This is a genomic window from Limnoglobus roseus, assembly GCF_008254045.1.
Lineage (GTDB): Bacteria > Planctomycetota > Planctomycetia > Gemmatales > Gemmataceae > Limnoglobus > Limnoglobus roseus.
The window spans coordinates 83,267-107,652 of the sequence record NZ_CP042425.1; the positions used below are offsets into that span (position 1 = coordinate 83,267).

The 24,386-nt window shown below is 65.6% G+C and carries 19 protein-coding genes; 5 read left to right on the forward strand and 14 right to left on the reverse strand.

Annotation, left to right across the window (positions count from 1 at the left end):
* Positions 1-113: 113 nt before the first annotated feature.
* The 11 genes from PX52LOC_RS40165 to fae all read right to left on the reverse strand — a co-directional run bounded on the left by PX52LOC_RS40165 (position 114) and on the right by fae (position 13,779).
* Positions 114-824, reverse strand: a complete 711-nt coding sequence (locus tag PX52LOC_RS40165) for a hypothetical protein (RefSeq protein ID WP_168218702.1) — start codon at positions 822-824, stop codon at positions 114-116.
* A 138-nt stretch (positions 825-962) separates the two neighbouring features.
* Positions 963-1,937, reverse strand: coding sequence for a type II secretion system F family protein (locus tag PX52LOC_RS00355; protein ID WP_218575253.1), 975 nt, complete (start codon positions 1,935-1,937; stop codon positions 963-965).
* Between the two features lie 111 nt (positions 1,938-2,048).
* A complete protein-coding gene (locus tag PX52LOC_RS00360) occupies positions 2,049-3,011 on the reverse strand; it encodes a type II secretion system F family protein (protein ID WP_149108204.1) in 963 nt (320 codons plus the stop codon).
* 151 nt (positions 3,012-3,162) lie between these two features.
* Positions 3,163-4,563 (reverse strand): CpaF family protein, encoded by a 1,401-nt coding sequence (locus tag PX52LOC_RS00365; RefSeq protein WP_149108205.1) that lies wholly within the window; start codon positions 4,561-4,563, stop codon positions 3,163-3,165.
* A 39-nt stretch (positions 4,564-4,602) separates the two neighbouring features.
* Positions 4,603-5,841 carry an AAA family ATPase gene (locus PX52LOC_RS00370; RefSeq protein WP_149108206.1) on the reverse strand — a complete coding sequence of 413 codons (1,239 nt, stop codon included), beginning with the start codon at positions 5,839-5,841 and terminating at the stop codon, positions 4,603-4,605.
* Positions 5,842-5,955: 114 nt separating this feature from the next.
* Positions 5,956-7,839, reverse strand: a complete 1,884-nt coding sequence (locus PX52LOC_RS00375; protein WP_149108207.1) for a hypothetical protein — start codon at positions 7,837-7,839, stop codon at positions 5,956-5,958.
* A 181-nt stretch (positions 7,840-8,020) separates the two neighbouring features.
* Positions 8,021-9,301, reverse strand: a complete 1,281-nt coding sequence (gene cpaB, locus PX52LOC_RS00380) for a Flp pilus assembly protein CpaB (protein ID WP_149108208.1) — start codon at positions 9,299-9,301, stop codon at positions 8,021-8,023.
* A gap of 607 nt (positions 9,302-9,908) precedes the next feature.
* A complete protein-coding gene (locus PX52LOC_RS00385; protein WP_149108209.1) occupies positions 9,909-10,784 on the reverse strand; it encodes an alpha/beta hydrolase in 876 nt (291 codons plus the stop codon).
* A 40-nt stretch (positions 10,785-10,824) separates the two neighbouring features.
* Complete coding sequence (locus tag PX52LOC_RS00390; protein WP_149108210.1) at positions 10,825-12,153, reverse strand: glucuronyl esterase domain-containing protein; 1,329 nt, start codon at positions 12,151-12,153, stop codon at positions 10,825-10,827.
* Positions 12,154-12,197: 44 nt separating this feature from the next.
* Entirely contained in the window at positions 12,198-13,118 is a 921-nt protein-coding gene (locus PX52LOC_RS00395; protein ID WP_149108211.1) for a methylene-tetrahydromethanopterin dehydrogenase N-terminal domain-containing protein, read from the reverse strand.
* A 166-nt stretch (positions 13,119-13,284) separates the two neighbouring features.
* Positions 13,285-13,779: a formaldehyde-activating enzyme gene (gene fae / locus PX52LOC_RS00400; protein WP_149108212.1), complete on the reverse strand. Its 495-nt coding sequence runs from the start codon at positions 13,777-13,779 to the stop codon at positions 13,285-13,287.
* A gap of 198 nt (positions 13,780-13,977) precedes the next feature.
* Between fae and PX52LOC_RS00405 the strand changes: the two genes are divergently transcribed.
* Complete coding sequence (locus tag PX52LOC_RS00405) at positions 13,978-16,122, forward strand: PQQ-dependent sugar dehydrogenase (protein WP_168218736.1); 2,145 nt, start codon at positions 13,978-13,980, stop codon at positions 16,120-16,122.
* 90 nt (positions 16,123-16,212) lie between these two features.
* Here the strand turns inward: PX52LOC_RS00405 and PX52LOC_RS00410 are convergent, their stop codons facing one another.
* The 3 genes from PX52LOC_RS00410 to PX52LOC_RS00420 form a co-directional block, all read right to left on the reverse strand.
* Positions 16,213-17,385, reverse strand: coding sequence for a hypothetical protein (locus tag PX52LOC_RS00410; protein ID WP_149108214.1), 1,173 nt, complete (start codon positions 17,383-17,385; stop codon positions 16,213-16,215).
* A 99-nt stretch (positions 17,386-17,484) separates the two neighbouring features.
* Entirely contained in the window at positions 17,485-17,847 is a 363-nt protein-coding gene (locus tag PX52LOC_RS00415) for a hypothetical protein (RefSeq protein WP_149108215.1), read from the reverse strand.
* A gap of 3 nt (positions 17,848-17,850) precedes the next feature.
* Positions 17,851-20,595: a protein kinase domain-containing protein gene (locus PX52LOC_RS00420; RefSeq protein WP_149108216.1), complete on the reverse strand. Its 2,745-nt coding sequence runs from the start codon at positions 20,593-20,595 to the stop codon at positions 17,851-17,853.
* A gap of 276 nt (positions 20,596-20,871) precedes the next feature.
* Between PX52LOC_RS00420 and PX52LOC_RS00425 the strand changes: the two genes are divergently transcribed.
* The 4 genes from PX52LOC_RS00425 (at position 20,872) to PX52LOC_RS00440 (ending at position 24,383) form a co-directional block, all read left to right on the forward strand.
* Positions 20,872-21,162, forward strand: a complete 291-nt coding sequence (locus tag PX52LOC_RS00425) for a ribbon-helix-helix domain-containing protein (RefSeq protein WP_149108217.1) — start codon at positions 20,872-20,874, stop codon at positions 21,160-21,162.
* 123 nt (positions 21,163-21,285) lie between these two features.
* A complete protein-coding gene (locus tag PX52LOC_RS00430; RefSeq protein ID WP_149108218.1) occupies positions 21,286-21,468 on the forward strand; it encodes a hypothetical protein in 183 nt (60 codons plus the stop codon).
* Between the two features lie 99 nt (positions 21,469-21,567).
* On the forward strand, positions 21,568-22,980 hold the full coding sequence (gene glnA, locus PX52LOC_RS00435; RefSeq protein WP_149108219.1) for a type I glutamate--ammonia ligase: 1,413 nt from the start codon (positions 21,568-21,570) through the stop codon (positions 22,978-22,980).
* Between the two features lie 116 nt (positions 22,981-23,096).
* The gene (locus PX52LOC_RS00440; protein ID WP_149108220.1) at positions 23,097-24,383 is read left to right on the forward strand and encodes a CehA/McbA family metallohydrolase domain-containing protein; all 1,287 of its coding nucleotides are present in this window, start codon (positions 23,097-23,099) and stop codon (positions 24,381-24,383) included.
* The last annotated feature ends 3 nt before the right edge of the window (positions 24,384-24,386 follow it).

Genomic DNA, 24,386 nt, shown 5'->3' on the forward strand with positions numbered 1-24,386 from the left:
TCCGTCTCAAAGTCGGCGGCCGGGCGGAAAAAAACAAAACAACCAGGCAGGGTGGCCCGCACTCGTGTGGGGCCACCCTGCCTGGCGGAACGGTCCGTGCTGTACGGCCGGTCTTACCGATATCCGCTCCCACTACCGCCGCCCCCGGAGGAGCTGCCGCCGCCGGAAGAACCGCCGCTACCGGAGGAACCGCCGCCGCTACCGCTCGTGCTGCTACCGCTGGTGCCGGTGTTCCCGGCGCCGCCACCACCGCCGCCCTGGCCGTTGATGCTCGCTCCGTACTGGAGTTGCAGGCCGCGGACGGCGTTCCCCAGGAACTGGGCCGGGAAGCTCACGTCACCCGGATCGTGGACGACGACTTCGTAGGGCATCGGGTTGGACGCCGTTTGGGCCGAGAGGTACTTCAGGATCGCGTTGCCGCGGCGCTGGTCGAGGTCGCGACGGCTGTCGGCGTACTTCTCGGGCGCGTTCGGGTCGAACCCGCCGTCGCGGGCCGTTTGCAGGTAGATCTTGCCGTCCTCGCTGCCGCGCTTCCGCGACAGGTAGTCGAGTCGCTCGATCCCGGCCGGGGAGAGCTTGTCCGAGTCCTTCTCGAAGTGGTAGTTCCACACCGTGTGGTCGAGGTACGCGCCGTTCTGCGCCTGCACCTGGAACGGGGCCAGCGTTTCCTGCCGGGCCACGTGGTTGTACCGTTCCGGCCACGACGGGTCGACCGCGTTGCGGTACCGCTCGCCGAGCGGTGGGCGGTTGCCCGCACACCCCGTCCCGGCGACTGTGCCCGCGGCCACCGCCGCCACGAACGCCATCCGGTAGATTCGTTTCATCACATTCCTCCTTGAACAACCGTCGGGCGTCCTGCCCGGTGTTGGAAAGTCTCGAAACTCGTCTGGGCGAACGGGCGAGGAAACCCCATCCCGTTCGTGTCACCCCTTCACCCCTTCACCGCCCCACCTCGTCGCGGCTCAGCCGCCGCCGCCGACGCCCTTCAGGATCAAGTTCTGGTAGATCTGGATGGCCGCCGGGCCGACCAGGACCACGAACACGGAGGGGAAGATGAACAGCACGAGCGGGAAGATCAGCTTCACCGCGGTCTTCGCTGCCTTCTCTTCGGCAATTTGCCGCCGCTTTGTTCGCATCGAATCCGACTGAACTCGCAATGCCTGGGCGATACTCGACCCGAACCGGTCGGCTTGAATCAAAATCGCCGCCAGCGCCCGCACGTCGTCCACGCCGGTCCGCACGCCGAGGTCGTGGAGCACCTCACGCCGCGGGCGGCCCATCTGTAACTGCAGGTTGGCCAGCGCGAGTTCTTCGGTAATCACCTTCGCGTGGCCCTTCATTTCTTCCGTCACCTTCCGCATCGCCGCGTCCAGACCCAGGCCCGATTCGACGCACACCACGAGCAAGTCGAGCGCGTCCGGCAGGGTGATGAAAATCTCCTTCTGGCGAGCGCTCTTCAGGAAGGCCAGCACGAGCATCGGCAGGTAGAAGCCGATGCCGGTGATCGCCACCACGTACTGGATGGCCTTGAGGTTGATGCCCATCGTCATGAAGAAGAACAGGGCGGACGGCACGGCGAACAGGGCCAGGCACGCGACCCGCATCCCCTGGTAGACGGCCGGGGCACTCTCGTGGCGGAAGCCGGCGTTGGCCAGTTTCACCTTGAGGCCGTTCTTCTCCAGGTCCGACTGCGGCTCCATCGCCGCCCCGAACTTGGACAGTTGGTCCTTCAACCCCTTGAATCGGTTCTTCGACTCCTTGTCGTTCATCTCGAGTTCGGCCAGCGACTTCGGCCGGCCGATGCGCTCGAGCCGTTCCTCGGCCTGACTGTTCCGTTGCGAAATCAGGGACAGCAGCCAGAAGGTGCCGGCCATGATGGCGAAGAACACCAGCACGGGCGAGGCGTCCCCCAGGGTAAACATTGCCAGCAATTCCACGGTGAGGCTCCAGGTGTCAGGGGTCAGAGGTCAGGGGTCAGGCATCATCACTTGAGCGGGATCGCAGGTCTTGACCCTGGTTCCCGACTCCTGATTCCTGACTCCTGCTGACTAAACTTTGATGTCCACAATCTTCTTGATGACGAACGCCCCCACGATCAGGCCGATCAGGGCACCGATCGACATCTTGATGCCGAGGGGTTCGGTCCAGAGCAGTTTTTCGTAGTCCGGCTTCATGAACAGCATCAGGAAGAACAAGCCGATCGGCAGGGCAATCAGCACCACGCCGGACAGCCGGCCTTCGGCCGAGAGGGCCTTCACCTGGCCAAGAATCTTGTACCGCTCCCGGATGACGTAGCCGATCCGGTCGAGAATTTCCGCCAAGTCACCACCGGTCTGCCGTTGGATGGCGACGCTGGTGATGAAGAACCGCAGGTCGAGGTTCGGCACGCGGTCGGTCATGTTCTTGAGCGCGTCTTCGAGCTGGATGCCGAGGTTCTGTTCCTCGTAGACGCGGTTAAATTCCTTGGCGATCGGGGCCTGCATTTCCTCGGCAACCACGTGCAGGCCGGCGGCCAGCGAGTGGCCGGCCCGGAGGGCACGGGCGGTCAGCTCCAGGGCGTCCGGCAGTTGAGCGGCGAACCGGTTCAGGCGGCTCTTCCGCTTGAACGACAGCCACAGGAACGGCAGCGGGAACGTCAGGAGGAACATCACCGGGGCGACGTAGATGTTCACCATCCAGATCGCCATGACCGAGGACACGAACCCGACGCCGAGGCCGATGCCGAACAGGGCACTCGGCTTGATGTTCGCGTCGGCCTGCTCCACCATCTTCGTGACGTTGAAGAATTCCGGTGTCAATTTGTCAAAGACCGTCTTTCGGTCGCCGACCGTCATCAGCGCCTGCTTCAAGAGCAGGTCGGCGGACGACTCCTTGCGGCTGCCGCGGCCGACGAGCATGTCGAGCCGTTCGGTCGCCCGGCCGTCGTCGCGGCCGGTGAAGGCCAGCATCACGGCCAACACCGCCCCGATCACGAGGGCACCAATTAACACCGACAAAACAAGCGGACTCATGGGGGTATACCTGGGAGCGTGTGTCGCCCGCGGCTCGGCCCACGCGAGGCCGTTTCTCCTCCCTGAGTGAGCGGGCCGTTCGGTCGCCGCTCGGTGGTCCGCGATCCGTCCGTGGTCGCAGTACAGTTTCGTCGTTTCGTCGCCGTCTCGATCAGTCGCGGAGCAGAACCCGCTCGGCGAACATGTTGCTCGGCAACTTCACGCCCTTCTGTTCCAGCCGCGGCACGAAGGAGGGCCGCACGCCGGTCGCCTCGAACTGCCCGAACGCCCGACCGTTCTGGTCGATGCCGAGCTGCCGGTAGCGGAAGATTTCCTGCATGATGATCACGTCCTGTTCCATGTTGTTCACTTCCGTGATGCTCGTGATCTTCCGCGGGCCGCCTTGCAGACGGTTGGCCTGAATGATCAAGTCCACGGCGGCGGAAATCTGCTGCCGCATGGCCTTGATCGGCAGTTCGATCCCGCCCATCATGATCATCGTTTCGAGCCGGCTCAGGCCTTCCCGCGGCGTGTTCGCGTGGAGCGTGGTCATCGACCCGCTGTGGCCGGTGTTCATGGCCTGGAGCATGTCGAGCGTTTCACCGCCCCGACACTCCCCGATGATGATCCGCTCGGGCCGCATCCGCAGGGCGTTCTTCACGCAGTCGCGGGTGGTGACGGCCCCCTTGCCTTCGATGTTCGCCGGCCGCGTTTCCAGCCGGACCACGTGTTCCTGTTGCAGTTGCAGTTCGGCCGCGTCCTCGATCGTGATCACCCGCTCGTCGGCCGGGATGAAGCTCGACAGCGTGTTGAGCAGCGTCGTCTTACCGCAACCCGTACCGCCGCTGATGACCACGTTCAGGCGGGCCTTGATGCACGCCTCTAGGAGCATCGCGATTTCCGGCGTGAACGCCTTGTAGTTCAGCAGGTCTTCCAGCTTCAGCGGGTTCGAGCCGAAGCGGCGAATGCTGAGGCTCGCCCCGTCGAGCGAGATCGGCGCGATGACCGCGTTCACCCGCGAGCCGTCCGGCAGGCGGGCGTCCACCATCGGGTTCGTTTCGTCCACCCGCCGGCCGATCTTCGACACGATCCGGTCGATGATCTGCATCAGGTGGTCGTTGTCGCGGAAGACCACGTCGGTCTTTTCCAGTTTCCCGCGGCGTTCGACGTAAATCTTCTTCGGACCGTTGACCAGGATGTCGCTGATCGTCGGGTCCTTCAGCAGCACTTCCAGCGGGCCAAAGCCGAGCGTTTCGTCGAGGACTTCCTCGATCAACTTCTCACGCTCGATCCGGTTGAGCAGCGGGTTCTCGGTATCGCACAGGTGCTCGATGACCTTGCGGATGTCCTTCCGCATCGCGTCGCTGGACAGGTCCTTGATCCGGCTGAAGTCGAGCCGCTCGACCAGCTTGCTGTGGATCTGCCGCTTCAACTCTTCCAGGTTCTTGCCACCGCTGCTGCCGTTCGAGCCGCCAAAGCTCGGGCTGGACAGCCGGCTCAGCCCGGACAGACCGCTATTGCTCTGCCCGCTGAGGCTATTGAGTTTCGAGATACCTTGCTGCAACCGCGACATCGTTGTTCCTCAGGGTGCGTCAATTTCGTCGTGCCGGTGTTACTTCTTACCGAACGAGAACCAGCCCTTTTTGCTGTCCTTGTCGCCCGGGGCACCGGCCATCGCCTTGCCGCTCAAGGTTTGAGCGAGGCCGTGGAGGTTCTGCTGAATCTTGCTCTTCGGGGCGTGCTTCACCAACGGTTGGCCGGCCACGCGGGCGGCGATCACCGACTTCGAATCGTTCGGGATCTGCCAGTAAATCGGCCGGCCGATTACTTCCTCGGCCTTCTTCAAGCTGATGCCTTCCTCGACCGACTCGGCCCCGACGCGGTTGACGATGATCTTCACGCGGTCGCCGCGGGCGTCGTCCGGGTTGTTCAACAGGTGGTTCAGCCGCACGACGTTCCGCAGGCTGCCCAACTCCAACTGCGCGACGAGCAAAATCTGGTCGGCCAGTTCTAGGCCCATCAGGTCGGTCGGCAGGAACGACTTGCTCAGGTCGAGGATCAGGTGCGTGTAGCTGATCTTGAGCAGGTTCACGATCCGCTCGACGTGGGCCTCGTGAATCTGGCTCATGTCCTGGATTTCCAGCGGGTGCCGGAGGATCGACAGGCCGGTCGCCTCGTGCTTGACGAGCGCCCGCTTGAGGTAGTTCATGTCCAGCCGCTGGATGTTCCGGGCCACGTCGGCGATGGAGATATTCTCCATGCCCTGGACTTCGACGGCGATGTCGGCGTCGCCGAGGGCCAGGTCGAGGTCGATCAGGGCGACGGCGTTGTCCGGGTCGTTGGCCAGCGTGGCGGCGAGGTTGACCGCGAGCGTCGTCGTCCCCACGCCACCGCGGGAGCCGAGGACGGCGATCACCGTGGCCGGGCCGCCCTGCTTGGGCATGAGGGCGGAATTGCTGGCACTCGATGCGTTCGTGTCTTGCAGGCCGCCGGCGTCGCCCACCGCCCGCCGCAGGGCGGACAGCAGGTCTTCGAGTTCGACCGGCTCGGTCAGGAAATACTTGGCGCCCTTTTGCAGGGAGAGGAGAAGAGCCTGGTGGTTTTTGCTGATCGTCAGGATGGCCAGTTTCGGGTGCTCGGCCGCCAACTGTTGTATCGTGTGCAGGGCGCGTTGCTGGTCGCCGTCGAGCGAGACGATGGCCAGGTCGGGCGTCGACTGGCGGATGACGTCCCCGAAATACTCGTAGCGGTTACTTTCCGACTCCATCCACACGAAGTCCACGCTGAGCAGCAGGGCGCGGAGCGATTCGCGGGAGGATTCGGTCGGGTCAACGATACAAACTTTGAGCATGACGGCGTTACCGCAAAACCAGGGATCGTCGCACGAACCAATTCTCGAACCCGGCCACCGGCACGGGGTCGGCCCCGGTCAATCCGGGGCCGACGGGGTCACAACTTCTCGCCGTTACGGCTTCTTCTCGTCGATCGGCGGCAGTGGCGTCGTCGATTCCGGGAGGATCGGCGGGACCATGACCGGGGCGGCCGCGGGGGCCACGTCCGGCAGGGGGGTCACCCCGATCGTCGGGATCGTTTCCGTCGGGGCCAGGCCCGCCGCGGGTACTTCTGGGGTGGGCAGGGTCGTCCCGCCCACGTTCACCACCGGGGCCTCGGGCGTCAGCGTCACCGGGGCCGAGATCGTCGGCTTCGGGTTGGCCGACACCGTACGGGGCAAGGTCGTCGGCACGCCCCCCGGGGCACACCCCGTCGGGCCACAGCCCGTCGTCAGAACGCCCGTCGCCGTGTTGCAGCCGACGCCGCCGTTGCAGATGTTCCCCTTCGCCGGGAACGTCCCGTAGGTCGGGTCACACTTGTACGCCGCGTTGTAGCACCGGCCGTTCCACACCTGCCGTTGGCCCCGCGGGGCTTCCAGCAGCCCTTCCAAGAATAGTTCATAATCGTCGGGGCTGCGGGTTTCCCGGCCCGGAAGGCGGCGGGGAACTTGCGTGCAGTCCAGGGCGTCCACCAGTCGCGGCGTCACCAGGACGATCAACTCGGTTTCCCGCTCGTCGTGGCTGATCCGGCTGAACGCCGTGCCGATGAACGGCAGGTCGCCGATGAACGGCACCTTCACGTTCGTGGCCTGGGTGCTGGTTTCCAGCAGCCCGCCGATGGCGAACGTCTGGCCCGATTCGAGCACCACGGTCGCCCGGGTGGACTGTTCCGTGAAGCCGGGGGAGAAGCCGGCCGACGTCTGAATCCCGAACCCGTCGTTCCGCGCCCGGATGGACGGGGACACTTCGAGGTAAATCTTCCCGTCGCCGTACACGATCGGCAGCACTTCGAGCGACGTGCCGACCTGTTCCAGTTGGACGCTGATGCTGCCGAGGCCGCCCCCGGTCGCACTCAACACCGCCTGCTGCCCGCCGGACCGGATGACCGCCGGCCGACCGGACTGCGTCGTCACCTTCGGTTCAGAGAGGATCTTCGAGAGACCTTCCGACCGCAGGGCCCGCAGGGCGACGAACAACTGCGACGAGACCACGCCGATCCGCAGGTTCGCGTCCGGGGAGATCGTCGCGTTCGAGATCCCCGCGAACCCAGAGGTTTGCGTCGAGATCAGGCTGCTGAGCAGGCTGGCGAACGACCCCGAGTTCCCGTTGACGAAGAAGTCCGCCCCGCGGGTACGCAGTTCACTGCGGTTCACCTGCGCGACCACGACCTCGATCATCACGTGCTGCGGGCCGCCCACCTGGATCGCGTTGATGACGCTGTTGGCGCTGTTGGTCCCGGTCCCGCCCGTCGCCCCTTGCGTGATCCGCGCGATGATGTCCGCGTCCGACGGCTTGTTCACGTAGCCCGTCAGGATGATGCCGCTGCCGACGCCGGGGAGGACGTCCACACTAGCCGTTGGCACCGCCCGCGAGATCACCTTCTTGAGCAGTTCGTAGTCCGGCTGGACCACGACCTCGTATTCGACCCGGCTGTTGTTCGACAGCGCGAAGGTGATGCGGGTCACGCCACTGTTCACGCCAACGAGTAGGACGGCGTCCGGGTCGTCACCACTGGGCCGCGTCTGCAAAATCTGGTCGTTGGCGACGATCGTGCCGCTCACGGTCACGCCGGCCGGCAACTTCGGCTTGAACTCGACCAGCCCGCCGAGGGGCACGAGCAGTTCCCCGCTCTTGCCGATGCGGACCTTGGCCGGTTTGCCGAGGGCGGCGTCCTTGGCCGCGGGTTGGGACTTCGCCGGGACTTGGCCCACGGCAGGGGTACCCTGCGTCAGGTGGAAGCCAGCCACGGTTGCCAATCCGCCGAGCAACAGTCGGCGGGTGAGTTTGAACGGGTGCATCCTTGTCACCTCTCCTCGCTAAGGTTAGCGGGCTACTCCCGCCCGAACGCCCAAACAGTCGGTCCAGGCTCATCGCCAGGCCGGACTCCCGGCCTGCTGGCGCGGGGCACGCCCCCGCCGTCGTGACGGGGGCAGTTTCTAGCGGGCGGGCCACGTCATGCGGCCCGCCGGGTTGTCTTGCTCAGCTGATCCGCCGCGGTTCTCCTTGCGGCTCGGCCTTCTTTTCATCCGCCGGGGTCGGGGCGATGCCGCCGTTGGTCGGGGCGATCGTGCCGTCCGGTTGGATTTCGCCGATCAGCTTCCAGCTCATGTCTTCCTGTTGCTCGTAGCGGAACGTCTTCGTGCCGCTCGGCGTCGTGATGCTCTTGTCCACAAAAGGCTTCTTCTTCGCCGCGACCTTCGGAGGCAGTTCCGTCCCTTCCTTCGTCGAAGGGGCGTCGTCCGGGGCGGCCTTCGTCGGCTTCACCGGCGGCTTGTTGCTGACGATCGCTTCCGTCAGGAACTGGTTCGCCCCGACTTCCTTCTTCAGGAAGTGGCCGATGTGACCCTTGAGGTCCACGACGGCGTTGCCCGGAGCTTCCACGAAGTCGATCATCTTGAACTTCGTCGCGATCACGTCACTCGTCAGTTCCAGCCCTTCCGCCAGGTCTTCGATCGCCACCGGCACCTTCACGTACTGCGGGACGACCGGCGTTGGCGTCGTGGGCGGGGTCGTGCCCTGCGGCTGACCACCGCTGCCCGAGGCCGCGTCGTTGATCCAGCCGATCACCCGGTCCACGTCCCACTCGCTGTTGGCGACGTTCGCCTGTTCTTCCGGCTTGCCGATCAGCATGAGGCTCATGGTCACGCCGGCCGTCTGGGCCATGCGGATCAGCCGGGTCTCGTCGATCGAAACCGCGAGCGTAATCACCTGCACCTGCATCTTGCCCTGCGGGGCACCGGGGGCCGGGATGTAATCGCTGTCCACGGCCGTCACGTGCATGTTCGGGATCAGCACCGTCCCGCTCACCTTGTTCGTCGTCCGGTTCGTCACCGTGCCCAGCAGGTTCACCCGGCTGGTCGGCTTGATGAACGGCGTCACTTGTTCGAGCGGCAACTTCAGGGACATCAGCCCCGCCTTGCCGGTCGGGATCGGCACTTCGCCGTTCTTGTTCACGTGCGACTTTTGCAGCGGCACGTTCGAGGTCACGGCTTGCACGAGCGACTGTTCGAGCAGTTCTTCTTCCGTCTCGATCGCGTCTTCCGCGACGTCGCTGGCGTTCATCACCTTCTTCTTCACTAGGTCCTTGATGGATTCCTTGGTGAACTTGGTCGGCGGGTTCAGGTCTTTGACCGCCACCCAGACTTCCCGTTGCGGAATGGCCTCGGTCTTCGGCCCCGCACTCATCCGCGAGGTCAGGAACGCGGCCGCCAGACCGCACCCGACCGCGACGACCATCAAAATCAAGTTCTTTTGTTTCACAATTCTCCCCCTCGTGTCGGTTGCAATGTCCGGCGGCTCACGAGGGGTTGAGCCGGCCAATTTCAGCCTACCGTCTGCCAACTCCGGGTTGGCAGCTCTGTTGCCCCATCCTGCGGTTCAGGCCGGACAACAGGGACAGTTTTCCTGGCCCAATCGTTCAGCCCGTCATTCCTGACCGGCCGAATTTGCCACCCATCCGGGTGACTTGTTTCGTTGGTGCCCGTGTCGTACCCCCTCGGTTCGACCCAGTTTCGGGCGATGAACCCTAGAACGAACTTGAGGGGACGCAAGCAAACGAGCAGTCTGAATCGTTTTTTCTTGTCTTACCTAGTATCCGGCTGGTAGCAGTTTGTTTCCCATGCCCCTTACATTCGACCGGGTCGGAGCGGTTGCTTCAGTTTTTCTGGCCACATCAAGAACACCAATTTTGACTATTGTTTCGAATCTGCCAAAGGATCGGGCACGGGAAGTCGTCCCGATGACGAGGAATGGGATGACGAGCGGGACGGAGGACGACTTTGACGGGAAAAGGTCTGAGCGGAGATGAATTGCAACTGAACGAGCATTCCGCCACCGGCCCGCAGCGTGGGCCGGTGGCAGCCGATTACTACTTCTTCAGCAACCCCTGGGCGTTCAGGAAGTCGTAAAACCGCTCGGGCCACGAATCGACCGGGGCGGCAGACTTTTTACCCGGGCGGAAGCCGAAACCGTGCGGAACCTTCGCGTAGAGATGCAGTTCCGTCGCCACGCCCGCTTTTTTCAAGTCGCGATAGTGCTGAATCAGCACGTCGGCGGCCCCGTCGTCACCGCCGACCAGGAGCCAACACGGCGGGGCGTTCTCCTTCGTGATCGTTTCGCCGCGAAGTCCCAGCGGCCCGGAGTAAACGAGCGCCTGGAAGCTGGGGACGGCACTTTCCCGGTCGATCGGGTCTTCCGCCGTCGGATTCCCCTTCTCGGCCTTGCGGCAGACCATCCCGACCACCTCGCCGCCGGCCGAGAAGCCCATCATGCCAACGCGGTTCGGGTCGATGTGCCACTCCTTCGCCTTGCTGCGGACCAAGCGAAGTGCCCGCTGGCCGTCCTGTGGGGTGTGAACGTCGAGCTTGTACGGCACGCCCATTTCGCGGGCCAGGCGGTACCGCAGCACGACGGCGGCGATGCCGCGGTCGGCCAGCCACGTCGCCACGTTCTCGCCCTCGTGCTTCACCCACAACTCGCGGTGGCCGCCGCCGGGCACGACGACGACGGCCGCCCCGGTCGCCTTCTCCGCCGACGGCAAGAAGACCGTCACGTAGGGGTTGTGGACGTTCGTGGTGCGGAACTCGCCAGTGGCCTTGTTCTCGCGGTCGCGGACTTCCTTCTCGTCCTTGCGGCTCTCGAACCCGGGGGCGCCCTTTTCCCACAGGTAAATCAACGGTGGGCCGTCGGCGGCACGGGCGAATCCGGACGCGAACAGCGTCACGGCGATCAGCAAGCGGAACATGAAGAACTCCGGGAGGGGAAAGCAATCAGGCGGGTGAGGGTTACGGGGCCTTGATGTACCGGCCGGCGAATTCGAGGAACGTCGGCCAGTTCGGGCCGGTGGTGTGCCCGCCCTCGTGCTGGCGGAAGGCGACCTCGCCGCCGATCAAGGCCGTCTTCTCCGGCGGGAACTCGGCCGTGCCCAGGCCCTTCTTGCCAAGCAGTTCGTACACCGGGGCGGCCGCGACGCCGGCCAGGAACATGCCCTTCGCGTCCACCCAGCCGCCCTCGACGTTCAGCGAACCGACGCTGATGAACACCGGCCGTGGCGCGCACATCGCCACAAGTTCGTGGGCGTCCACCGGCAGGTCCTCGGCCGTCTTGGGGCCGGCGTACTTCAGGTAGTTGCCGGCCATCCAGTGGTACTCGCCGGGGCCGGCCACGTTCTCGACCATCTCGCCGTAGTTTCGGCGGTGCAGTTTCGCCCCGCCGGCCCCACTCGAGCCGATGAACCCGATCGCGAACCGCTCGTCGTAGGCCATCGTCACGATGGCCGCCTTGCCGTACCGGGACAGCCCCTCGATGCCGACCTGCTTCGCGTCCACGGCCTTGTCGGTTTCGAAGTAGTCGAGCGCCCGGCTCGCACCCCAAGCCCACGCCCGTAGCGCCCCCCAGTCATCGACTTTCCGCGGTTGGCCCTTGTTCATCAGCCCGATGATGCCCTTCGTCAGCCCCGCCCCGTTGTCGGGTTGCACGCTGGTCGGCGTGAGGATGGCATAACCCCAGCCCTTCGCCAACACCTGCTGTTGCCAGGTCGGTCCGGGGCGGGCGACGGCGGGAGCGCCGGGCCGCGGGGCGAAGTTGAACCCGAACTCCAGGATGACCGGGACCGGCCCCTTGGCCTCGGCCGGCGTCGTCAGCGTGAGTTGAATGTCCACGGTGACGGCCGGGTAGGTCGAGTTATCGACATGGCCGACGAGTCGCTTGGTCACGACCGGCTCCTCGCCGACCTTCGTCTTGTCGTTGGCCGTCACCTCCCACTTCACCTTCGGCGTGTCCTTCGGCACGCGGCCGTAGACCTCGCGGTCGAAGTCTTCGGCGATCTCGGCCCGCCGCTTCGCCCACTGGTCGGCCGTCGCCACCGGCTTGCCGTCCTTCGCCGTCAGCGGGTCGGGCAACTTCGGGAAAGGGTTGGCCTTACTCTCGTCGGTGTTGGCGGCGTTCGGTGCGGCCTTGTTGCCGCTGGGACCGGGGTGGAGTTGCTTGATGTTCAGCAGGCCCATCAACCGCTTGTGGTCTTCCTGGGCGGTCAGTTGAACGGGCGGCGGATCGTCGGCGCGAACGAGGGCGGCGAGCAGCACGCACGGCACGACGAGGGAGAGGCGTGACATGGAACCTCCGGGGAGGGGAGATGGGCTTCGTAGATGCAGTGGATTTACTGCACCCGCAGGGCGATGTCGTAGATGTCGTCGATGTCCAGGGTCGCGTCGTTGCGCTCGAACAAGGCGGCCACCGCGGCGCGGTGAATCTTCATCTTTGTGCCGCCGACGCCGAGCGCGCCGTAAGCGATCTTGCCATCGCGGTCCACGCCCGCGTCCATGAGTTCGACCCCTTCGATGCCGGTCGGCGGGACGCCGTTCAGGTCGATCATCAGGTGCAGGTCTTTGCCCGCATCGCGGAATTTCTTCGGCAGCAGGACCGCTCCCGGTGCTCCGGCGGCCACGACAAGTTCGCGGCCCTCCATCGCTTTCGGCCCGTCGCTGGAGGACGCCACGCTGACGGCTTCCACTTTCGCGCCGGGGATGTCCTTGCGAATGCGGGCGGCGACCGCTTCCGCACGGTCGAGTTGGCGGCTGCCGATGCGCACGTGCCCGCCCTGCTTCGCGAGCAACCGGGCCACCCGCTGCCCGACGGGGCCGGTGCCGCCGAGGACGAGCGATTCCGTCTGGTCGAGGTTCACGTGCTTGCTCGCGGCCCGCACGGCGGCGGCGGCGGTCGTGTTTGCGCCGTTCGAATCGAGCATGATCGAGACACTTAACTTCGCGGCCGGGATCAGGTGCTTGCGGATCGCCCGCACGAGCGCCTCGCCGGCGGCCACGTCGGACCCGCCGACGAAAATGGCCGTGTGGTGCAAGTCCTTCGACCCGCGGGTGAAGATGCACCCGTGGACGAGTGGCATCACGTTCTCGGGCGTCACGCCGCCGTAGCTGAACAGGTGTTGCACGCCACTGTCAATCGCCACGACGCGGTCGAAGACGCTTGGCAGCGGGTCGGTGTCGAGTTGGATCAGGATGCGGGCCTTGTCGGACGTCGGCTTGGCCGGAAGGGCTGGGATGAAAGTGCTGCTGTTGGGCATGGGACACCGGAGAAGGGGGAAGAGAATCGCCCGCGGTGAGAGGTCCGCGGGGCTTCAAAATATGCAGAGATCGCAATCGAAGTCGGGAGGGGTGCCCCGACCGGGGATAGGGAGTCTCTTCCCCTCACCCGGCCATCGGCCACCCTCTCCCCGGTTGACCGAACCCTTACTTCGGGCTGAACGGGTGCTTCTCACCCTTGCGGGCGATGATGTCGTCGATCTTCGGCTCGCCGGCCATCGCGCTCTTGATCGCCAGCTTCGTCGCCTCGTAGTTGTACTGGTAAATCTTCGTGTCGTCGGCCGCGGCCCAGTGGATGAACACGCCGCACACGATCACGTAGTCGTCGGCCTTGCTCTTCGGGATGATACCCTCTTCGACGCTGTCCACGACGGCCCGGGCGACGGCCGCCTGGGCGGGACCGAACATTTGCACAGCCTGCTTCGCCCCCTTGATCGTGACCTTCGTGATCATCACCGTGGCCGGCTTGCAGATCAGGTTCGGGGTGACGACCGCGAGCAAACTGGAGTGGCCCGCGCTCTGGTTCGCGAGGGCATTGGCGAAGGCCGTACCGACCGGGCCGGTCTTGTCGCCGATGAGCAGGTCGATGTGGGCGATCTCGTTGCCTTCGCCGACCAGGCCTTCGCCGATGAACATGGACATGAGCAGTCTCCGTGAGAAAGGTTTCGCGGGAATCATCCGACGGCATTGTGGTAGGCTTTCCGGCCCGAAAAGCAACCACGGCCAGCCGTCCGACGGCGAAAGTTCCCCTTCTAAACGGTCCGCCGCCAAACGGCGTGCGAAATGCACTCGTCGAATCGTTGCCCCATCTGTGTCCCGGCCGCCCCAAGGGTTCTCACCATGTCGCGATCTCGACTTTCGGTTCTCGCGCTAGAAGACCGGACCACGCCGGCGACCCTGGCGGACGGGTTCGCCCTGTCCGTCGTAACCAGCGGCCTCACGAATCCGACGTCGCTGGTGGAAGTCCCCGACGGGCGGTTGCTCGTCACCGAGCAGGGTGGGGCGTTGCGAGTCGTGGCCGCCGACGGCACGCTCATCGCCACTCCGGCCCTGCAACTGAGCGTCGATTCCAGCGGCGAACGCGGCCTCCTCGGCGTCGCCCTCGACCCGGCGTTCACCACGAACAACTTCGTCTACCTCTACCACACCGTCCCCGCCGCCGGTTCGACCCCGGTCCACAACGAAATCAGCCGGTACACGCTCAGTGGCAACACGATCGACCCGGCCACCGAACGGGTGCTGTACGACCTCGACCCGCTCTCGACGGCCACCAACCACAACGGCGGGGCGTTGCACTTCGGCACCGACGGCAAGCTCTACGCCGCCGCCGGTGAGAACGCCAACCCCGCGAACTCGCAATCGCTCACGACCGACCTGGGCAAAATTCTCCGCCTGAACCCGGACGGCTCGATCCCGGCCGACAACCCGACGGTGTTCGCCGACCTGAGCGGCACGACGGCCGGGAAGTACCGTTCCGTCTACGCCGTCGGCTTCCGCAACCCGTTCACCTTCGGCGTAAACTCGCAGACGGGGCAAATCTTCGTCAACGACGTGGGCCAGAGCAGCTTCGAGGAAGTGGACGTGCTGGCCGCCGGTGCCAACTACGGGTGGAACGCGACCGAGGGCGACTTCACGCAGTCGTCCTTCCCGAACTTCACGCGGCCCATCGTCAGCTACCCGCACACGGCGTCCGGCACCGACGGCGGGTTCGCCATCATCGGCGGGGCGTTCTACACGCCGGCGACTTCGACCTTCCCGGCGGCTTACGCGGGCGATTATTTCTACGGCGACCTGGTGAACGGGTGGATCCGCAGCTACGACGTCGCAACCGGCACGGCGACGCTGCTCGCCAGCGACATCACCGGCCTAAATCTGGTGGACCTGGACGTGTCCGGGGACGGCAGCCTACTGGTGCTGGACCGCGGCAACGGCGGGCAGGTGCTGAAGATTCAGGCGACCGTGCCGCCCACGTTGCCGCCGACGGTGCCTCCCACGTTGCCGATGCCCGTGCAGCCAATTACGCTCGGCAGCGGCACGTCGCCGGTGGTGCGGACCATCAACGCAGCGACCGGGGCAGAAGTCCGCCGCATCGACCTGAGCGCCGCCGGGCTGACGCCACCGTTCACAGGCGAAACGCGCGTGGCCAGCGGCGACGTGACCGGCGACGGCATCGCGGACATTATCGTCGGCTCCGGCCCCGGTGGATTGCCGCGGGTGGTGATCTTCGACGGCGGCACGGGGGTCTTGATTTCCTCGGCCACGGTCTTCGAATCGACGTTCACCGGCGGCGTGTTCGTGGCGGCCGGCGACCTCGACGGCGACGGCAAGGCCGAGGTGATCGTCTCGCCCGATCAGGGCGGCGGGCCGCGGGTGCGGGTCTTTCGGGACGGCGACGCGAGTGTCGTCCTCGCCGACTTCTTCGGCATCGACGACGTGAACTTCCGCGGCGGTGCCCGCGTGACGGCAGGCGACCTGACCGGCGACGGGCGGGCCGACCTCGTCGTGGCGGCCGGCTTCCAGGGCGGGCCGCGGGTGGCCGGCTTTGAAGGGGCATCGGTGGCCGCGGGGAGTCCGGTGAAGATGTTCAACGACTTCTTCGCCTTCGAATCGACGCTCCGCAACGGCGTGTTCGTCGCGCTTGGCGATGTGAACGCCGACGGCAAGGCGGACCTCATCGCCGGCGGCGGGCCGGGCGGCGGACCGCGGGTGCTTGTCCTTTCCGGGGCGGCCTTGACTGGCAACGTGCAAACGCCATTGGCGAACTTCTTCGCCGGGGACGTGAACAGTCGCAACGGCGTGCGGGTGAGTGTGACCGACGTGGACGGCGACGCGAACGACGACCTGGTCGTCGGCACAGCGGGCGGCGTGACGGGGCAGGTGCTCGTCTACCAGGGGAACGGGCTAACCGCGACGGGCACGCCGACGGCGTTCAAGACGTACACCGCGTTCGACGACACCTTCACCGGCGGCGTGTTCGTAGGGTGACGGCTTGGAACCCAGAGCGGAAGCGACGGGGTGGGGCACACGGTCCCACACCCCGTCGCTTCCGCTCTGGGTTCCCCCAAAAAATCTACCTCACGCCGCCCGGCGTTCGTCTCTCGCCAGCCACTTTTGCATGCTCGGCAGCGTCTTCGACCAGTCGTTGCTGTGCCGCGAGCGGCCGAAGGCGTCGTAGAGCAGGTCGAGCGTTTCGATCAGCGCCCGCAATTGGTCGGCCCGCGTTTCCAACTTCGCCCGCTCGGCCGTGATGTCTTCCGGCATGTTCGGGAACTTCGCCGCGCCCACCGCCAGCGTCTCGGCGTGCAGCGTGAACTCGTACTGCTCGCCGTGCCGGACGATCGTCAGGCCGACCTTGCGGGGGAGCTTGCCACTCTGAGCCGCCCGCTTCACTTCGGGCAACCGCGTCGGACCTTCGTGCGAGATCGTCTCGTAGCCGGTCATGCCGCGGGGGCACTCCAGCGTCAGCGTGCGGGCGAGCATCACCGTCACGTCGGAGTTGTCCGCCAACTGGATCGTGTCGCCCTCGAGTTCGGTGTAGTACCAGAGCCAGAGGAGGAACTCGTTGCCGAGGAAGTCGCGGCTGGCTTCGTCGGCGATCCACGCCACGTCCGGGCCGGAAATGTCCGGCAAGAACGCCGACGGGGCGGCGTCCTCGACGTTCCGCGTCCGCTGGTAGAGTTCCGCGAGGTAGTACGCCCGACTGCCGGCCGTGGTGGCTTCGAGGTTACCGCCGAACGTCTGCTGGAAGAGCATGGCGAACCGCTCGATGTTCGTCAGCGACGTGGCCCCGAACAGCACCTCGTTGGACCGCCCGTCCCACAGCACCGGGATGCACTTCCGCTTGCGATACCGGCCGTCCTTCGCTTCGTTCTCCAACCGGTCGCGGGCCGACTCCTTCGCCTCGCGCTTCTGTCGGGCGCTCGGAATGCCGCTCGGGTTGTTGGCGGCCAGCGCCCGAAGTTCGGTGGCGTAATACGCCTTCATCAAGTCCGACGGCAGCTTGTCCGTGTCGATGCGCAGGTCGAAGTGTAGGGTGTCGTTGATGATGTTCTTGGCGAGGTCGAAGTCGGTGTCGAGAATGTGATCGCCCGCCGCCCAACCGCTCTCGATGCCGTCGGCGGAGGCCAGCCGCGACTGCCCAGCCGCGCGGCTTTTCAGGCGTTCGAGGTGTTCCTCGTCGAAGTTGTGAACGCGCGGGCCGTTGACCTTAAAGCGCAAGAACGTGGCCCGACCGCTGAAAAAGCCCATGACGCCTCCGTGCGCCGAAAGTCCGCAAAAGCCGCGAGGCGAGCCACCCGCATCGGATGGCTCGCCTCGTTTAGTATCGGCTTGGGAACGTTCGCGGGTTTAGCCAGCCAGCGCAGGCGACCGCTTTTCCTTGTCTTTCCGGGTCATTTCTTCGAGGACAATCGGGTGCCACGACTTGTCCCGGCGCTCGGCAGGCACGTAGTTTTCGCGGGCCCAGCGGCGCATCTTAAGTTCTTCGATGAAATCGACGTCCGGGGATAAACCACTGCTCATCATGGCTGAAGTCCATGAAATGACTGGAGAGTAGCCGACCCATTCGGCTGCGGACAGTCTAGGAATCGTCAGATCGCTGGCAACGGCCGACAACCGAATTTTTCTCAAAATCAAGAGTGCTTCCGCCGGCAGAGTTTGCGCAGCCTCCCGTGGCGTGTGTAGATTGACGAGCAATGCCGGAACGAACACCCATCAACTCCGCAAAAACCGCCCCGCGACGAGGATCAGGACGCCGCCGACGAGGGTGCTAAGCATCCACGCCTTGAGTGGTTCCACGTCCGGCACGCCGAGGGTCGGCCCGAGGACGCCAATAACAACGCCGGGGACGGCCACAAGGCTCGGCTTCCAGCCGTAGTAGAGGATGCCCGAGAGCATCAACAAGAATCCGCAGATCGGCGTGCCGTAGTGACTGACGCCCTTAGCCACGGCGTCCGGCAACACGGCCAACTTCAGCGGCTTCATCACCGCCATCGTCTTCGTCGCCGACTTCGCGGCGTCGCCGGCGGCGGTCACGTCGCCCTTCTCGACGGCCTGCTCGACCGTGGCGGCCAACCCCTTCAGCGCGTCGCGGTTCTGGCTCAGCCACAACAGGCCGATCGCGAAGACGGCCGCCCCGAGGGCGAACCGCAGCCGTCGGCCGGCCCAGTCGTTGAGGAGGTTTTGCACCGCCATGCTGCGACGTTTCACCCCCGCGAGGTTGTACCCTTCCGGCGGCTTCTTCGCCTTCGCGGCTTTCACCATCGCCCGCAGGTCGGCCTTCTTCCCCGCCCGCTGGGCGGCCTTCGCCTCGACAGCTTCGCCCACGAGCGCATCCGCCATCGCGTCCGCCTGCTCCCGCGCCTCGCCCGCCCCAACGCCCTTCGCCTCTAGGGCTTTCGCTTCCACTTTCGCCAGGTGTTTGCGTTCCTTCGCCTCCTGCCGCGAGCGCATCCGGGCGTCGAGGCCGGCGATCAGCGGTTCCCGCCACGCGGCGAACTTGCGGGCGGTCTCGGCCACGGCCCCTTTGCGGTACTCGCGGGCGGCCAGCTTCGCTTCGTAGCCGAACAGCGATTCGTAGAGCTCCTCCCAGTCGTCGCCGGCGTATTTGCACACGAACTGCCGCACGTTCTCCTCGTCGAGTCCCTGGAGCCGCATCGATTTGAACAGCACTTTCGCGTCGTTCACGGGCACCTCGCGGGCAGAATCTTGAGCACGGTCGGTGAGGAACCAGAGGACGAACGCGAGGCCGACGCCGAGGGCCGCCCCGCCGAGGAAGTGCCAGAGGATGCCGAACACCCAGAGTGCGAGCAGCACGAGGATCGCGCCGCCGGCCCACGTCAGCCAGTCGGCGATCCGCGAGCCGAAGACCAGTTGCCGGACCTTTGCGAAGAACGGCGACGGCGAATTCACCCCGGCGACCACGAAGTACGCGACCGGCGTGGCGAGCAGCAGCCCGAGGAACCCGCCAGCCCACGGGAACGCGCCGGCCAGGCCGCACGCCACGACGCCGAGGAGGCACGTGGCCACGAGGCCGAGCGCCGCCACCTTCTTCAGCCCCCGCTTCGAGGCGGCGTTGAACCGCTGGGCGGCCGTCTCCAGTTGCTTCGCGTGTTCCTCCTTCGGGGTGAACGGACCGACCGCCTTCACGCCGAGGTAGCCTTCGAGGGCCGCGATCACCTCGTCCATCGTCTGGTAGCGGTCGTCGGGCCGCTTCGCCAGCATCTTCACCAGGATGCCCGACAGCGCCTTCGGCACACGCTTCACGATCACGTCCGGCGGCACGACCGGGTCGGTCTGGTGGCGGGTGATGACCTCGAGGGCGGTCTTGCCGTCGAACGGCGGCTTGCCGGTGAGCATCACGTAGAGCGAACAGCCGAGTGAATAAATGTCGGCCCGATGGTCGACGCCGGCCGAGTTCATCGCCTGTTCCGGCGGCATGTACATGGGCGTGCCCATCACGCTCCCGGCCCGCGTCAGGCGGCCGTCGCCCTCGTCGTCGTCTTCGACCGCCGTCTTCGATTGCGGCACGTCGGGCGTCGGCAGCTTCACGAGACCGAGGTCGGCGACCTTGACGATGCCCTCGGTGTTGAGCATCAGGTTGTCCGGCTTGATGTCGCGGTGAACCATCCCTTGGGCGTGGCCGAACCGCAGGCCGCGGGCCGCTTGCAGCGTGTACCCGACGGCCGCCTCGGGGTCGAGTTTGCCCTTCTCCTTCACGAGATCCATGAGCGACTGACCGGGGACGAACTCCATGCTGAAGAAGTGCGTGCCGTGGTCCTCGCCGATGTCGTAGATCTGGATGACGTTGTGGTGCGTCATTTGCGCCGCGGCGTAGGCCTCCCGGGTGAACCGGGCCACGAACTTCGCGTCGTTCGAGAGCTTCGGGTGCATGATCTTGAGCGCGACCTTGCGGCCGAGCGAAACCTGCCGGCCGAGCAGCACGGCCCCCATGCCGCCCTGGCCGAGAACCTTCACCACCTCGTAGCCGCCGAGCCGGTCGGGGATGGCGTCCGACGCGATGGGCTTCCGCTTCGGCGGCGGGGCCTCGCTCGCCTCGAAGTTCTGCGTGCCCTCAGCCGGTTCGCCGTGGGTGCCACTCTCGACACCGGAGGGGGCGAACACGCCGGTGCCGTTAGCCGCTGGTTCGGGGGCGGTGAAGTCACCCGTCGCGTCGGGGCTTGGCCAAGCCGCCACGGACGCCGAGTAGGCATTGGTGGTGTCCGAGGCGGGCGGTTCGACGTCCGTAAACGCGCCGGTCGAGTTCGGGTCGGCGTGCGGTTGCGGGGCGGGCTTCGGCGGGCCGGCGGGCAGAAGTTTCGTGACGATCGTGCCGTCCGGCGAACTCGGGACGACGAGCACGAACGCGATGCCGCACTTCGGACACTTGGGCTTGAACTGGCCGGGCTTCAGTCCCTTGACGTTGAGGGGACTGCGGCACTGAGGACAGGACACGGACATGGAAAGGGCCTCGTGTGGCCGCCGCGACCGCGTTCGATCCGGGAAAAGGGATAGATGATGATGGAGTGCGAGGAACGGCCGGGGCGGAGCCGTCAGCGATTGTACCGCCGGCCCTGGCGAACGCGAGCAAGATTCTGAAACGCCGGGGTGAGTGTGAAGAAACGATGTCGGCGGTGGGGCTTCCTCGCACCCACGGCGGCCGGGAATGTCAAACTTCGGCGTTCCGCCGCCGGGCCGGGCTGCGGTAGAATGACGCCGACTCCCGGAGACGAAGCGATGACGATTACACTGCCGGACGACGTGCGTATCGAGGCCGAGGCGAAGGCGAGGGAACTCGGCTTCGCGACGGTGGAGGAGTACGTAATCGATCTGGTGCGCAGCGATGAACCGGGCCTGGACGTGCCCCCGAGCGGCGGCTACCAGCCGAAGAACCGGGCCGCCCTCGAACGCCTCCTCGACGAAGGCATGGCGAGCGGCGAGCCGATCGTCGTGGACGAAGCCTTCTGGGAGGAGCGGCGGCGTGTCTTGGCGGAACGGCTCGCGCAAAAGAACGGCCGCAAGTCATGAGCATGGTTATCACGCCACGGGCGCAAGTGGACATCGACACGGCGTCGGAAGAGATCGGCCTGGACATCAGCGAGCGCGTCGCCCAACTCTTTCAAACACGCCTCGACGAGACGTTCCGACGCCATGGAGCGGCTGCCGTACTCGATCGCCCCGGTCGATCCGCCGTACCCGAAGTATCCCGAACTGCGACTCGCCCCGGTCAAGCGGTTCGAGGCCCGGCTCGTCTGTTACGTGCCAACCGCCGACGGGATTCGCATCCTTCGCGTCCTCCATTCCTCCAGCGACCTCGACGCCGTCTTCGGGTAGCCTGAATCCGGGCCCGAACCTGCTATACTCACCCCTAGCCCGCGATTCACTCCTCTCTCGCGGCCGGACTATTCCCACCTCCGCACCCCGAGAGGCATCGTGACCCCACGCGAAGTACTGGCGTTCCTCCGCGAACGTGACGTCAAGGCGGTCGACCTGCGGTTCATGGACTTCCCCGGCCTCTGGAAGCACTTCACCATCCCGGCCGAACAGCTCGACGAGAAATCCTTCGAGGACGGCATCGGGTTCGACGGGGCCAGCATCCGCGGCTGGCAGGCCATCAACGAGTCGGACATGATCGTCGTGCCGCAACCCGACACGAAGTTCATCGACCCGTTCCGGCAAGACACCACCCTCGTGATGATCTGCAACATCCAGGACCCGCTCACGAAGGAAGATTACAGCCGCGACCCGCGGAACGTGGCCCGCAAGGCCGTCAACTACATGAAGCAGACGGGCATCGCCGACACGGCGCACTTCGGCCCGTCGCTCGACTTCTTCATCTTCGACGACGTGAAGTTTGATCAGAACAGCCACAGTGCCTTCTACTTTGTGGACAGTGTGGAAGGCGCGTGGAACAGCGGCCGGGACGAGAAGCCGAACCTCGGCAGCAAGATCCCGTACCGCCAGGGCTACTTCCCGTGCCCGCCCGGGGACCAGACGCACGACCTGCGGTCCGAGATGATGCGGGTGATGATGGACAGCGGGCTGACCGTCGAGAGCCACCACCACGAGAAGGCCAGCGGCGGCCAGTGCGCCATCGACGTTCGCTACGGCGAGTTGGTGCAGACGGCCGACAACGTGCTGAAGCACAAGTACATCGTCCGCAACGTCGCCCGCCGGCACGGCAAGACGGCGACGTTCATGCCGAAGCCGCTGTTCGACGAGTTCGGGTGCGGGATGCACGTCCACCTGTCGCTCGCGAAGGGCGGCAAGAACCTGTTCGCCGGCAGTTCGTACTCCGGCCTGTCCGACACGGCCATGTTCGCCATCGGCGGCCTGCTCAAGCACGCCGCGGCCCTGGCCGCGTTCACGAACCCGACGACGAACAGCTACAAGCGGCTCGTGCCCGGCTTCGAAGCCCCGTCCGCCCTCGCGTACAGCCAGCGGAACCGCTCGGCCGCCATCCGCATTCCGGTCTACTCGTCGCGGCCGGACTCGAAGCGAATCGAGTACCGGATGCCCGACGGGGCGGCCAACCCGTACCTGGCGTTCTCGGCCATCCTGATGGCCATGCTCGACGGCGTCCGCAACAAGACGAACCCCGGTCAACCGCTCGACAAGGACATCTACGACCTGGCCCCCGAGCAACTCCGCGACGTGCCGAAGCCGCCGGGGAGTTTGGCCGAGGCCCTGCGGGCGCTCGAAAAGGATCACGAGTTCCTGATGCACTCCGACGTGTTCACCGAAGACGTGATCGACACCTGGATCGCGTTCAAGCGGCGGGAGGAAGTGGACGCCATCCGCCTCCGCCCGCACCCCTACGAGTTCGCGCTGTACTTCGATAGTTAAGTTGGGCCACAGATTCACGCGGAGAAGACAGATCAGAAGAAGATCCGAAGAAATGGTTTTGTTCTGATCTGTCTTCTCCGTGTGAACCTGTGCCCGCTTCCTTCCCGGGCGTTCCCATGTCGCGATTGCTCACCGTGTTCGCACTCGTCTGCCTCGCCCTCACGGTCGCCCTCGCGCAGAAGCCGGTCGAGACACCGCCGCCTGCGGCCGTCGCGACGCCGCGGTACTGGAAGGGCAACCTACACACGCACTCGCTCTGGAGCGACGGCGACGACTTCCCGGAGATGATCGCCGAGTGGTACAAGACGCACGGCTATCAGTTCCTCGCGTTCACCGAGCACAACGTCATCGCCGACGCCGAGAAGTGGGTCGATTCCGCGACGACCGCCGTCCGCAAGAAGGCGGTCGAGAAGTACCTCACGCGGTTCGGCCGGGATTGGGTCCAGGACCGCACCGAGAAGGACAAACCGCAGGTCCGCCTCAAACCCCTCCGCGAGTACCGCAGCTTCTTCGAGGAGCCCGGCAAGTTCCTGCTCGTGCCGGCCGAGGAGGTCACGACGAAGTTCACCAAGTACCCGGTCCACATGGGCGGCATTAACCTCCGCGAGGCGGTCAAGCCGGTCGAGGGGGCGAACATTGTTGAGACGATCCGCGTGAACCTCAAGCAGATCGCGGAACAGGCCAAGAAGACCACCTGGCCGAACCTCGGCATCCTGAACCACCCGAACTTCCAGTGGGGCGTGAAGGCCGAGGAGATGATCGCGGCCGAGGAGATCGAGTACTTTGAGGTGTTCAACGGGCACTCCGGCGTTCGGAACTACGGCGACGCCACGCACGCCAGCTCCGAGCGCATCTGGGACATCGTTCTCGCCGTCCGGCTCGGCAAGCTAAAACTGCCGGTCGTCTACGGCGTGGCGACGGACGACGCCCACGCCTACCACGAGTTCGCCGTCGGCAAGACGAACCCCGGCCGCGGGTGGGTGATGGTCCGCTTGCCGGTCCTGACGGCCGAGAATCTCGTGAGGGCGATGAAGGCGGGCGACTTCTACTTCTCCAGCGGCGTGACCCTCGACGCACAGGGGAAGGCGGATGGCAAGCTCCGCCTCGCGATCCACGCCGAGCCGGGGGTCACGTACAAGACCGAGTTCGTCGCCACATTGAAGGGCACGCCGCTGGACAGCGAGCCGGTGCTGGACGAGGCGGGCAAGCCGCTCGACGTGACCCGTCGGTACCACGCGGACATCGGCAAGGTCGTCGCGGAGTCGACGGACGTGGCCCCGAGCTACGCCTTCACCGGCAAGGAACTGTACGTGCGGGCGAAGGTCACGTCGTCCAAGCCGCACCCGAACCCGTACCAGAAGGGCGACACCGAGGTCGCCTGGACACAGCCCGTCGTGCCGTGACCC